This window comes from Pseudomonas sp. LAIL14HWK12:I1 (assembly GCF_003202095.1).
In the GTDB taxonomy this organism is placed as follows: Bacteria; Pseudomonadota; Gammaproteobacteria; order Pseudomonadales; family Pseudomonadaceae; genus Aquipseudomonas; species Aquipseudomonas monteilii.
Map to the genome: position 1 here is coordinate 174,647 of NZ_QJKG01000001.1, position 10,308 is coordinate 184,954.

The window sequence follows — 10,308 nt, forward strand, 5'->3', positions numbered from 1 at the left end:
GATAACCCCAAGGAGCTGTTTTCATGCGTATCCGCCCGTCCCTCCCGGCCTTCACCGCCCTGGCCAGCCTGCTCGCCTTCAACACTGCCTGGGCCGATGAGGTACAGGTCGCGGTCGCAGCCAACTTCACAGCCCCTATCCAGGCCATTGCCAAGGACTTCGAGAAAGACACCGGTCACAAGCTGGTCGCGGCCTATGGCGCCACCGGGCAGTTCTATGCCCAGATCAAGAACGGCGCACCGTTCGAAGTGTTCCTCGCCGCTGACGACACCACCCCAAAAAAGCTTGAAGACGAAAAGGAGATCGTCCCCGGTTCGCGCTTTACCTACGCCATCGGCACCCTCGCCCTGTGGTCGGCCAAAGAAGGCTACGTAGATGCCAAGGGTGAAGTACTGAAGAAAAACACCTACCAACACCTGTCGATCGCCAACCCGAAAGCGGCACCCTACGGCCTGGCCGCCACCCAGGTGCTGGACAAGCTGAAGCTCACCGAAGCCACCAAAGGCAAGATCGTCGAAGGCCAGAACATCACCCAGGCCTTCCAGTTCGTCTCCACCGGCAATGCCGAACTGGGCTTCGTCGCCCTGTCGCAGATCTACAAGGACGGCAAGGTGACCAGTGGCTCGGCCTGGATCGTACCAGCCAACCTGCACGACCCGATCCGCCAGGACGCCGTAATCCTCAACAAAGGCAAGGACAACGCCGCCGCCAAGGCGCTGGTCGAATACCTGAAAGGCCCAAAAGCCGCAGCGGTAATCAAGTCCTACGGCTATGAACGCTGATGCCACTGGATGCCAGTGACCTGGGGGCAATCTGGCTGACCGTTAAACTGGCCAGCCTGACCACCCTGATCCTGCTGGTTATCGGCACCCCCATCGCCTGGTGGCTGGCGCGCACGCGCTCATGGCTGCGCGGGCCGGTGGGTGCGGTGGTGGCACTGCCACTGGTATTGCCACCGACGGTGATCGGCTTTTACCTGCTGATCGCCCTCGGCCCGCACGGCTGGCTCGGTCAGGCTACCCAGGCGCTTGGCTTGGGCAGCGTGGTATTCAGCTTCACGGGCCTGGTGATCGGTTCAACGGTGTATTCCATGCCGTTCGTGGTGCAGCCGTTGCAAAATGCCTTTGGTGCGATCGGCCAGCGCCCACTGGAAGTCGCTGCCACCCTGCGCGCCAGCCCGTGGGACACTTTCGTGCATGTGGTGCTGCCACTGGCCCGTCCCGGCTTCGTCACCGCCAGCATTCTTGGCTTTGCCCACACCGTCGGCGAGTTTGGCGTGGTGCTGATGATTGGCGGCAACATCCCCGACAAGACCCGCGTGGTTTCGGTGCAGATCTTCGATCACGTCGAGGCCATGGAGTATTCACAAGCCCACTGGCTGGCCGGTGCCATGCTGGTGTTCTCTTTCCTGGTGCTGCTCCTGTTGTACGCCGGGCGCCGTGGCAAAGCTGGCTGGAGCTGAGATGACCGCATCGATTGTGGCGCGCCTGATTCTGGCGCGCGACGACTTTACCCTGGACGTCGACCTGCACCTTCCGGGGCGCGGCATCAGCGCGCTGTTCGGCCACTCGGGCTCTGGCAAGACCAGCTGCCTGCGCTGCCTGGCCGGGCTGGAACGGGCCGCCAGCGCCTACATCGAGGTTAACGGCGAAGTCTGGGAAGACAGTGCCCGCGGCTACTTCCAGGCACCGCACCTGCGCCCGGTTGGCTATGTGTTCCAGGAGGCCAGCCTGTTCCCGCACCTGTCGGTGCGCGGCAACCTGGAATTCGGCTGGCGCCGGGTGGCGGCTGCCGAGCGCAAGGTCAGCCTGGAGCAGGCGTGCCAGTTGCTGGGCATCGGCCACTTGCTGGAACGCCGTCCTGCCACCTTGTCTGGCGGCGAAGCGCAGCGGGTGGGCATTGCCCGCGCCCTGCTCAGCAGCCCGCGCCTGCTATTGATGGACGAGCCTCTGGCGGCCCTGGACGGGCCGCGCAAGCGCGAGATCCTGCCCTACCTGGAGCGCCTGCACGACGAACTGGACATTCCACTGGTGTATGTCAGCCACGCCCAGGATGAAGTGGCACGCCTGGCCGACCACCTGGTACTGCTGGAGCAAGGCAAGGCGGTGGCCAGCGGCCCGATCGGCGAAACCCTGGCACGCCTGGATCTGTCATTGGCCCAGGGCGAGGATGCCGGCGTCGTCTTCGACGGCATGGTGGTGGGGCATGACCCGCACTACGACCTGCTCGACCTGCGTCTGCCCGGCAGCGGCGGGCCGCTGTTGCGCATCGCCCACACGGCACATGTGATGGGCAGTACCCTGCGGGTCAAGGTGCAGGCCCGGGACGTCAGCCTGGCGCTGACGGCTGACAGCACATCGAGCATTCTCAACCGCCTGCCGGTGCGTGTGCGCGAAAGCCGCCCGGCCGATAACCCGGCCCATGTGCTGGTGAGCCTGGATGCCGGCGGCAATGCCTTGCTCGCCCGCATCACCCGCTTCTCGGCAGACCAGCTCGGCCTGCACCCGGGCCAGGCGCTGTTTGCCCAGATCAAGTCGGTGGCCCTGTTGGGCTGAGCATCCTTTACACGGGCGTTGTCCATTGATCAGTGACTTGATCGAGGCCTGCCGCCCATGCTCGACTGCCCCCTGCCACGCACCCTGCACTACGTTGACGACAGCCAGCCGGGCCTGACCCGGAGACGCTGGCGCGACCGTTTCATCTACCTGGATACCGATGGCCAACGGGTTCGCGACAGCGAAACCCTCGCCCGTATCGCTTCGCTGGTGATTCCGCCGGCCTACACGGATGTGTGGATATGCCCCGACCCACAGGGCCACCTGCAAGCAACCGGCCGCGACGCGCGTGGCCGCAAGCAGTATCGCTACCACACGCAGTGGCGCGAGCTGCGCGACCAGCACAAGTATGGGCGTATGCTGGCCTTTGCCCAGGCCCTGCCTGAACTGCGCGCACAACTGGAGAGCCACCTGGCACGGCCAGGCCTGGACCGGGAAAAAGTGATGGCGCTGGTAGTGAGCTTGCTCGACCACACCCTGATCCGCATTGGTAATCAACGCTACCTGCGCGACAACCAGTCGTATGGTCTGACCACCCTGCGCAACCGTCATGTGCAGATCAAAGGCAGCACCATCCGCTTCCAGTTCCGCGGCAAGCGCGGCGTGGAGCACAACGTCACCCTCAACGATCGGCGGCTTGCCAGCCTGCTCAAACGCTGCATGGAGCTGCCCGGACAGGCACTGTTTCAATACCTGGATGAGGACGGCCAGCGCCACAGCGTCGGCTCCAGCGAGGTCAACCAGTTTCTGCAGCAGCTGACCGGCGCCGACTTCACCGCCAAGGACTACCGCACCTGGGCCGGCAGCAGCCTGGCCCTGGACCTGCTGAAGCCCTTGGCCTGGGAGCCGGACGCCGAGGCCAAACGCCAAGTCGCCGCAGTAGTCCGCCAGGTCGCCAAACGCCTTGGCAATACGCCCGCAGTGTGCAGGCGTTGTTATATACACCCTGCGGTACTTGAGCACTATGCCTTGGGGCGCCTGGCCAACTTGCCGAAAAGCCGAGTGCGCAAAGGGCTGGACCCCGAAGAAGTGGCATTGCTGATATTTCTGCAGGCACTTGAGGAACAGGATGACCATTAAGCCTGTCTATTCACCCCATGATGCGAAGAAATTTCCCATTGGCCGCCAAGCGCCCTATTCTTGCCACCGAGCACCTTGACCGGCAAAACGCTGACGGTTTGCTTCGGCACCTGCAACTGAAGACTCGCAACAGAATTTGTCTGTCGGGGAATTACTATCCGCCGAAAGCGTCTTTAATGAGAAGGAAGAGGGACCCGCTCCCGCCGCCAAGGCAATTAGCCTGGCGGTCTTTTACATCACCAAGGAGATCTACATGCTGATACTCACCCGCAAGGTTGGCGAAAGCATCGTCATCAACGATGACATCAAAGTCACCATTCTGGGCGTCAAAGGGATGCAGGTGAGGATCGGGATCGATGCACCGAAAGATGTTCAGGTTCATCGCGAAGAAATCTTCAAGCGCATCCAGGCCGGCAGCCCGGCCCCGGAAAAGCACGACGACTCGCACTGAGCGACCTGCCTCAAGCCGCACGGACGCGCTTGATCGCCCCACGCCTCAGGTGCCGAGCAGTTCGTGCACCTTGGCGACCATACAGTCCATGTCGAACGGTTTGTCGAACACGGCGGCGAACAGTTCCGGGCATCCCTGGTTGGCCTGTGCGCCGCTCATGAGGATGACCGGTAACTCGCTCAAGGCCGGGTCTTCACGCATCGAGCGCACCAGCTCTTCACCGTTTAGCAGCGGCATCATGTAATCGGTGATGACCAGCTGAACACGCTTCTCCTTGAGCGCTTCCAGCGCCTTGCAGCCATTGCTCGCCTTTTCCACCAGGTAGCCTTCGTCCTCCAGGGCAAAACCGAGGATATCGGCAATCAGGTACTCGTCATCGACGATCAGGATGGTGTTCATGGGCCTGCTCCGTCACCCGCCCCCTTGCGGCACCGGCGTTCCCGAGAGCACGCCACAGGCGCCTTCGAACGCCTTGCGCAGGCTAATGCCTTGCGGCCCCATCAGCAGTTCGTGCAAAGCAGGGTCATGGTGACTGTCACGCACCTTGAGGATCGACAGCATGCGCCGCAGCTGCGAATCCAGCTCGACGAAGCGCATCAGCATCAGGTTGTCGACGATGCTCGACAGGTCCGGGGCCGGGGCGCTGATTTCCGAGCCGAAGATATCGCGCATTTCCCAGGTCAGCATCACGCTCACATCACGCGCGCGCAGTTCACCGGTCAAGGCGCGGAAAAATGCATTGAGACGCGCCGGGTCAACAGCCAGTCGGCTGAACGCCCCGAGGCTATCAATCAGCACGCGCTTGCAGCCCTGCGCCTCGACACGTTCGAGCAGGCGCGCCCCTACCTGGTCCAACAAACCTTCGGTGGTCGGTTGCCAGCACAGCTGCAGGCTGCCGGCGCGTTCCATCGCTGCAAAGTCGTAACCCAGCGATGCAGCCTTGCTACGCAGGCGTTCGGGTGTTTCGTAGAAGCCGAAATGCAGCCCCGGCGCTTGCGCAGTGCTGGCCCCCAGAAAGGCCAGCCCCAAGGATGTCTTGCCAATACCCGAAGGCCCGATCAGCAAGCTGACCGACCCCGTGGACAGGCCGCCGTCGAGCATTTCATCCAGGCTTGGCACACCGCTGCTGATGCGAGCAGGAATGGTGCTGCCCAGCTGGCTGGGGTGGCTGAACAACGCCTCAAGGCGCGGGTAGACATGCATGCCGCTTTCATCGATAAGGCACTCATGGCGCCCCGACAACGCCCCACTGCCGCGCGTCTTGCGCAGCTGGATATGGCGCACGGCGCGGCTGCCCACCAGTTGCTCACCCAACTCGATCACGCCATCGACCATGGTGTGTTCCGGGCTGCCCTCGTCCAGCCGTGCGCTGGTGAGCAGCAGCACCGTGCAGCCGGCGAAGGCCGCATGACCCTGTAGCTCGGAGACGAACTTCTTGGTGTCCAGCGCAGTTTCCGCGCGCACCCGGGCATTGAGTACACCGTCGACGATCAGCAAGCTGGCCTGCTGCCGGGCGATTTCCTGGCGCAACAGCCGCACAACGGCATCCAGCCCTTCCTGCTCAAGGGTGTCGAAGGCACTGACAAACTGGATCTGGTCGCCGACCAGCGAAGGGTCGAAGAAGTCCAGCGTGCCCAGGTACTGGAACAGCCGCTCATGCGACTCGCTCAGCAAGGTGGCCACCAGCACCCGGCCACCGCCGCGTACATGGCCACAGGCCAGCTGGTTGGCGAGAATGGTCTTGCCCGCACCCGGTGGGCCCTGAATGATGTAGGAGGCACCGGCTACCAAGCCACCCTTGAGCAAGGCATCGAGCCCTTCGATACCCGTCACCAGCCGCCTGAGTGCCTGTGCCATGATGCTCACCTGTCGAGATTGCTGTGGGTCTTGTCCTGATACGTTGGCAAGTAAAGTTGCATGGAAGTTCCGTGGCCGGGCTCACTGTCGACAAAAATGGCGCCGCCGCTCTGCCTGGCAAAGCCATATACCTGGCTAAGGCCCAAGCCAGTGCCCTTGCCGAAAGGTTTGGTCGTGAAGAACGGCTCGAAGATGCGTGGCAATACCTCAGGCGCAATGCCTTCGCCGCTGTCTGCCACCACAAAACGCACGAAACGGCCTTGCAACCCTTCCACGTCGCCCGCCAGTTCGACTACTTCGGCCGACAAGCCTATCCGGCCCTCCCCTGCGATGGCATCGCGGGCGTTGAACAACAGGTTCAGCAGCACCATCTGCAATTGCCCGGCATCCACTTCGATCAGCGGCAAGTCCGCCTGCAACTGCACCTGCAGGTCAATCGAACTGGGCAGGGCATGTTCCAGGAGCCCACGCGTGGCAGCTACAAGGTCTGCCGGCGCTACACACGCCACATCGAGTTTGCGGTGGCGGGCAAAGCTGAGCAGTTGCTGGGTCAGTTCAGTGCCTCGCTGCCCGGCATCCAGAATATGTTGCAGCATGCGCTGGGCACGCGCCGGGTCCTGGGTGGCTATCGCCAGGCGCGCCGAACTGATGATGATGGTCAGCATGTTGTTGAAGTCATGCGCCAGCCCGCCAGTCAGTTGGCCGAGGGCCTCCAGTTTCTGTGCCTGGAACAGCTGGGCGCGCACCGCGTCCAGTTGCATCGCCGACTCGCGGCGGTCCGTGATGTCCCGGGTAACTTTGGCCAGGCCGATGATCTGGCCCTGGTCGTCGCGGATCACGTCCAGCGCCGCCAAGGCCCAGAACTGTGTACCATCCTTGCGCACGCGCCACCCTTCATCCTGCGCTACACCCTGCTCCAGCGCCTGGCGCAACAAGCGCTCCGGGCGGCCGTCGGCACAGTCCTGCGGCGTGAAGAACAGCGAGAAATGCTTGCCGATCACTTCATCGGCGCGGTAACCCTTGATCCGTTGCGCACCGGCATTCCACGACACCACATGGCCGGCAGGGTCAAGCATGTAGATGGCGTAGTCCACCACCGACTGAACCAGCTGCTCGTAGCGGTGGGCAGGCATGACGGGGTGGTCGGGGCAGTCAGCTGAAACCATGCAAGCTCCACTGGTACAGCGGGAGGAACAAAATGAGCTTAGCCGAACACGCCCGGCGACAAACAGCCGTGCAGCTACCGTGGGTCACCGTTCAGGCTCGACCAGTATCGGGCTGATGCGTCGCGGCATGGCGACTTTCAGCAGCCACAGGCCAACCAGCATGATAACCCCGCCACCTGCCAGGGCCATCAGCCGCTGCGGATGTTCGGCATCGAACCCCAACATCAGCAGGTAAACACCCAGGCTGACCAGGCTGAGGTAGAGAAAAGCGCCCAACACGATCACCTGCGCAAACAGCAGCCGCCAGAACAGCCGTGGGCGCACGACACGCTCGCAACCGTCAGACTGAGTCATCGCCGCATACTCTTGGATCCAATAAAAGGGCAACAGTGGCGTAATGACAGCAAGGTGTCAATTACCCGTTCGCTCGACCCTTCACTCTGTTGATCATAGGTGCTGCAGTTGACTCAACTATAACAATGGGTTATAAAGCGCGCTTGATTGCGAAGCCCTTCTGCTTAGAAGCGAGCTGGTCGTTACGACCCCTTCAAGCGTGCGAGTGTGGTGGAATTGGTATACACAGCAGACTTAAAATCTGTCGGCGTGAGCCTTGCGGGTTCGAGTCCCGCCACTCGCACCAAACTTCGTTGAAAAGGCGCCCTTGCGGCGCCTTTTTGCTGCCTGCCGGCAATGTCCCGCGCAGCTGCTAGAGTGGAACTTGTACTCGTCCACTGGAACGCCGCCATGCGCTACTCCCTGTTCGATGGCCAACGCGACATCATTATCCTGATAGCCCGCGTGCTGCTGATGATCCTGTTCGTCTTGTCTGGCTGGGCCAAGCTGACCGGCTTTGACGGCACGGTCGGCTACATGACCTCGCTGGGTGCCCCTGCCCCCATGCTGGCGGCAGCGATTGCCGTGCTCATGGAGTTCGTGGTCGGCATCCTGCTGATCCTGGGCTTCTATACCCGGCCACTGGCGTTCCTGTTCGCACTGTTCGTGCTGGGCACGGCGCTGTTGGGCCACCCGTTCTGGAACATGGTCGACCCCGAGCGCAGTGCCAACATGACCCAGTTCCTGAAAAACCTCGCCATCATGGGCGGCCTGCTAATGCTGGCCGTGAGCGGCCCAGGGCGCTTCTCGTTGGACGGCCGCTAGGTCAGTCGTCTTCGCAATCGTCGAACCAGGCTGGGTGATCCCGCTCCTCGTCATCGAGGTCATCCAGCGTTTCCTCGTCTTCTTCCACTTCATCCTCGGCGCCTTGGGCATCTGCCTCGTGCTCCACGTCGTCGTAGAGAAACTCATGGTCGAGCAGGTGATCGTGCTCGGGTTCGTGCAGGTCGTCTTCGTCGTGCATGCTGGCTCCTGGCGTGATGGCAGGCCTGTATAGGCTGATCAGGTTCCAAGGTCAATGCGTTGCCACTTAATCCTGGGTTAACCAGCCGGGCGCAACCTGCAGGCTCTCCCTTCAAACGTCTTTTGCCCGCCGCTCATGGCGGGCTTTTTTATGCTTTTACCCACATGACACCCTCATGACCTGCACTTCACGAAATACTGACAAACGGATGGGCACACTGACCCTGCTCCGTACGTTCTTGCAGCCCGCCGCATCATTGCCGCGGGCTTTTCTTTTTATGGCGCTAACGCACTCCATGACCTGAAGCAGTTTTGCCTGGCGACGCAAGGGCTATGCTAACCCAGCGATAACCCAAGCTCACTCGGATAGACACGGAGGCTCATATGAAAGCTGCTGTTGTTGCGCCAGGCCGTCGCGTGGATGTGGTTGAGAAAACCCTGCGCCCCCTCGAACACGGTGAAGCGCTGCTGAAGATGCAATGCTGCGGTGTGTGCCACACCGACCTGCATGTAAAAAATGGCGACTTCGGTGACAAGACCGGCGTCGTGCTGGGCCACGAAGGCATCGGCGTGGTCCAGGAAGTCGGGCCGGGCGTTACCTCGCTCAAGCCGGGCGACCGCGCCAGCGTGGCATGGTTTTATCAGGGGTGCGGGCATTGCGACTATTGCACCAGCGGCAACGAAACCCTGTGCCGCGAAGTGAAGAATTCCGGGTACACCGTAGACGGCGGCATGGCAGAAGCCTGCATCGTCAAAGCCGACTATTCGGTCAAAGTACCTGACGGCCTCGACTCCGCCGCCGCCAGCAGCGTTACCTGCGCCGGCGTGACCACCTACAAGGCGGTAAAAATCTCCAACATCCGCCCAGGCCAATGGATCGCCATCTACGGCCTCGGCGGCCTGGGCAACCTGGCGCTGCAATACGCCAAGAACGTGTTCAACGCCAAAGTGATCGCCATTGACGTCAATGAAGAGCAACTGCGCTTCGCCAGCGAAATGGGCGCCGACCTGGTTATCAACTCGCGCACCGAAGACGCCGCGAAGGTCATCCAGGCCAAGACCGGGGGCGCCCATGCTGCTGTGGTTACCGCCGTTGCCAAAGCCGCCTTCAACTCGGCCGTGGACGCGCTACGCGCAGGCGGCCGCCTGGTTGCCGTGGGGCTTCCGTCAGAGTCCATGGACCTGAATATCCCCCGCCTGGTGCTGGACGGGATCGAAGTGGTTGGCTCGTTGGTCGGCACACGGCAAGACCTGCAAGAGGCCTTCCAGTTCGCCGCTGAAGGCAAAGTAGTGCCCAAGGTAACCCTGCGGCCGATCGAGGACATCAACCAGATCTTCGACGAGATGCTGGAAGGCAAGATCAAAGGCCGCATGGTGATCCAGTTCGAAGGTTGATAGCCTGAAGGCCGATCATTTCGAACGACCAAAAGCCCGTGGATGATCATTCACGGGCTTTTGTCCTTTTCATAGTCAAGGAATAGACCATGAGCTTCGACTGGCACGCTGGGCCGATTACCCGCACCACGCCCTTGGACAAGCACTACCGCAACACGCAGAAGGTGCGTCAGTTTCTACTCGGCGAGTGTGGCCAGGCATTCAAGTTCGACGGAGCCTTCATGGCGTGGATCAAGAGCGGCACGCCGTCCACTATGGGAGACGTCGCGGATGAATGGTTACGGATGCATCGCTGACTTTCATTGGCGGGCACCTGCGTTGCAGCTGCTTTCTCCAACATCTTGTCCAACGCTTCAACCATGCTGGAATAATCCATTTCCTGACGACCTCGCTGGTGGAATGGGCTTGAGCTCAACCTTAGCTTGTGAACATTTCAATACGTGGTGAG

Annotated in this window: 13 protein-coding genes and 1 tRNA gene; 9 read left to right on the forward strand and 5 right to left on the reverse strand. The window is 61.7% G+C overall.

Annotation, left to right across the window (positions count from 1 at the left end):
* Nucleotides 1–23: 23 nt before the first annotated feature.
* The 5 genes from modA to csrA all read left to right on the forward strand — a co-directional run bounded on the left by modA (nucleotide 24) and on the right by csrA (nucleotide 4,086).
* The gene (modA, locus tag D906_RS00855) at nucleotides 24–782 is read left to right on the forward strand and encodes a molybdate ABC transporter substrate-binding protein (protein WP_025753708.1); all 759 of its coding nucleotides are present in this window, start codon (nucleotides 24–26) and stop codon (nucleotides 780–782) included.
* Nucleotides 782–1,462 carry a molybdate ABC transporter permease subunit gene (modB, locus tag D906_RS00860; RefSeq protein WP_016487935.1) on the forward strand — a complete coding sequence of 227 codons (681 nt, stop codon included), beginning with the start codon at nucleotides 782–784 and terminating at the stop codon, nucleotides 1,460–1,462. The genes modA and modB overlap by 1 nt, the downstream gene beginning before the upstream one ends.
* Before the next feature lies 1 nt (nucleotide 1,463).
* Nucleotides 1,464–2,555 (forward strand): molybdenum ABC transporter ATP-binding protein, encoded by a 1,092-nt coding sequence (gene modC / locus D906_RS00865; protein ID WP_025753707.1) that lies wholly within the window; start codon nucleotides 1,464–1,466, stop codon nucleotides 2,553–2,555.
* Nucleotides 2,556–2,612: 57 nt separating this feature from the next.
* Nucleotides 2,613–3,635 (forward strand): DNA topoisomerase IB, encoded by a 1,023-nt coding sequence (locus D906_RS00870; RefSeq protein WP_019096532.1) that lies wholly within the window; start codon nucleotides 2,613–2,615, stop codon nucleotides 3,633–3,635.
* Nucleotides 3,636–3,888: 253 nt separating this feature from the next.
* Nucleotides 3,889–4,086, forward strand: a complete 198-nt coding sequence (csrA, locus tag D906_RS00875; RefSeq protein WP_004375914.1) for a carbon storage regulator CsrA — start codon at nucleotides 3,889–3,891, stop codon at nucleotides 4,084–4,086.
* Between the two features lie 45 nt (nucleotides 4,087–4,131).
* Here the strand turns inward: csrA and D906_RS00880 are convergent, their stop codons facing one another.
* The 4 genes from D906_RS00880 to D906_RS00895 form a co-directional block, all read right to left on the reverse strand.
* Complete coding sequence (locus D906_RS00880) at nucleotides 4,132–4,485, reverse strand: response regulator (RefSeq protein ID WP_016711425.1); 354 nt, start codon at nucleotides 4,483–4,485, stop codon at nucleotides 4,132–4,134.
* A 12-nt stretch (nucleotides 4,486–4,497) separates the two neighbouring features.
* Nucleotides 4,498–5,943: an ATPase domain-containing protein gene (locus tag D906_RS00885; protein ID WP_019096531.1), complete on the reverse strand. Its 1,446-nt coding sequence runs from the start codon at nucleotides 5,941–5,943 to the stop codon at nucleotides 4,498–4,500.
* 5 nt (nucleotides 5,944–5,948) lie between these two features.
* Nucleotides 5,949–7,109 carry a nitrogen regulation protein NR(II) gene (locus D906_RS00890; protein ID WP_019096530.1) on the reverse strand — a complete coding sequence of 387 codons (1,161 nt, stop codon included), beginning with the start codon at nucleotides 7,107–7,109 and terminating at the stop codon, nucleotides 5,949–5,951.
* A gap of 84 nt (nucleotides 7,110–7,193) precedes the next feature.
* Nucleotides 7,194–7,463: a hypothetical protein gene (locus tag D906_RS00895; RefSeq protein ID WP_019096529.1), complete on the reverse strand. Its 270-nt coding sequence runs from the start codon at nucleotides 7,461–7,463 to the stop codon at nucleotides 7,194–7,196.
* A 201-nt stretch (nucleotides 7,464–7,664) separates the two neighbouring features.
* On the opposite strand from D906_RS00895, the gene D906_RS00900 reads away from it, so the two are divergent.
* Together D906_RS00900 and D906_RS00905 are read left to right on the forward strand one after the other, a co-directional pair.
* Nucleotides 7,665–7,749 (forward strand) — tRNA-Leu (locus D906_RS00900).
* Nucleotides 7,750–7,853: 104 nt separating this feature from the next.
* Entirely contained in the window at nucleotides 7,854–8,267 is a 414-nt protein-coding gene (locus tag D906_RS00905; RefSeq protein WP_027615020.1) for a DoxX family protein, read from the forward strand.
* Nucleotide 8,268: 1 nt separating this feature from the next.
* Here D906_RS00905 and D906_RS00910 read toward each other — a convergent pair whose 3' ends face one another.
* A complete protein-coding gene (locus D906_RS00910; RefSeq protein WP_016711430.1) occupies nucleotides 8,269–8,466 on the reverse strand; it encodes a hypothetical protein in 198 nt (65 codons plus the stop codon).
* A 383-nt stretch (nucleotides 8,467–8,849) separates the two neighbouring features.
* On the opposite strand from D906_RS00910, the gene adhP reads away from it, so the two are divergent.
* Together adhP and D906_RS00920 are read left to right on the forward strand one after the other, a co-directional pair.
* On the forward strand, nucleotides 8,850–9,860 hold the full coding sequence (adhP, locus tag D906_RS00915) for an alcohol dehydrogenase AdhP (protein WP_019096527.1): 1,011 nt from the start codon (nucleotides 8,850–8,852) through the stop codon (nucleotides 9,858–9,860).
* 89 nt (nucleotides 9,861–9,949) lie between these two features.
* Nucleotides 9,950–10,156: a DUF6434 domain-containing protein gene (locus tag D906_RS00920; RefSeq protein WP_019096526.1), complete on the forward strand. Its 207-nt coding sequence runs from the start codon at nucleotides 9,950–9,952 to the stop codon at nucleotides 10,154–10,156.
* Nucleotides 10,157–10,308: the final 152 nt, after the last annotated feature.

What these genes read in the sequence shown, in the direction of transcription:
- D906_RS00880 (WP_016711425.1), bottom strand. Translation starts at nt 4,485, where the DNA reads ATGAACACCATCCTGATCGTCGATGACGAGTACCTGATTGCCGATATC.
- D906_RS00885 (WP_019096531.1), bottom strand. Translation starts at nt 5,943, where the DNA reads ATGGCACAGGCACTCAGGCGGCTGGTGACGGGTATCGAAGGGCTCGAT.
- csrA (WP_004375914.1), top strand. Translation starts at nt 3,889, where the DNA reads ATGCTGATACTCACCCGCAAGGTTGGCGAAAGCATCGTCATCAACGAT.
- D906_RS00920 (WP_019096526.1), top strand. Translation starts at nt 9,950, where the DNA reads ATGAGCTTCGACTGGCACGCTGGGCCGATTACCCGCACCACGCCCTTG.
- modB (WP_016487935.1), top strand. Translation starts at nt 782, where the DNA reads ATGCCACTGGATGCCAGTGACCTGGGGGCAATCTGGCTGACCGTTAAA.
- D906_RS00905 (WP_027615020.1), top strand. Translation starts at nt 7,854, where the DNA reads ATGCGCTACTCCCTGTTCGATGGCCAACGCGACATCATTATCCTGATA.
- D906_RS00910 (WP_016711430.1), bottom strand. Translation starts at nt 8,466, where the DNA reads ATGCACGACGAAGACGACCTGCACGAACCCGAGCACGATCACCTGCTC.
- D906_RS00890 (WP_019096530.1), bottom strand. Translation starts at nt 7,109, where the DNA reads ATGGTTTCAGCTGACTGCCCCGACCACCCCGTCATGCCTGCCCACCGC.
- D906_RS00870 (WP_019096532.1), top strand. Translation starts at nt 2,613, where the DNA reads ATGCTCGACTGCCCCCTGCCACGCACCCTGCACTACGTTGACGACAGC.
- modA (WP_025753708.1), top strand. Translation starts at nt 24, where the DNA reads ATGCGTATCCGCCCGTCCCTCCCGGCCTTCACCGCCCTGGCCAGCCTG.
- modC (WP_025753707.1), top strand. Translation starts at nt 1,464, where the DNA reads ATGACCGCATCGATTGTGGCGCGCCTGATTCTGGCGCGCGACGACTTT.
- D906_RS00895 (WP_019096529.1), bottom strand. Translation starts at nt 7,463, where the DNA reads ATGACTCAGTCTGACGGTTGCGAGCGTGTCGTGCGCCCACGGCTGTTC.
- adhP (WP_019096527.1), top strand. Translation starts at nt 8,850, where the DNA reads ATGAAAGCTGCTGTTGTTGCGCCAGGCCGTCGCGTGGATGTGGTTGAG.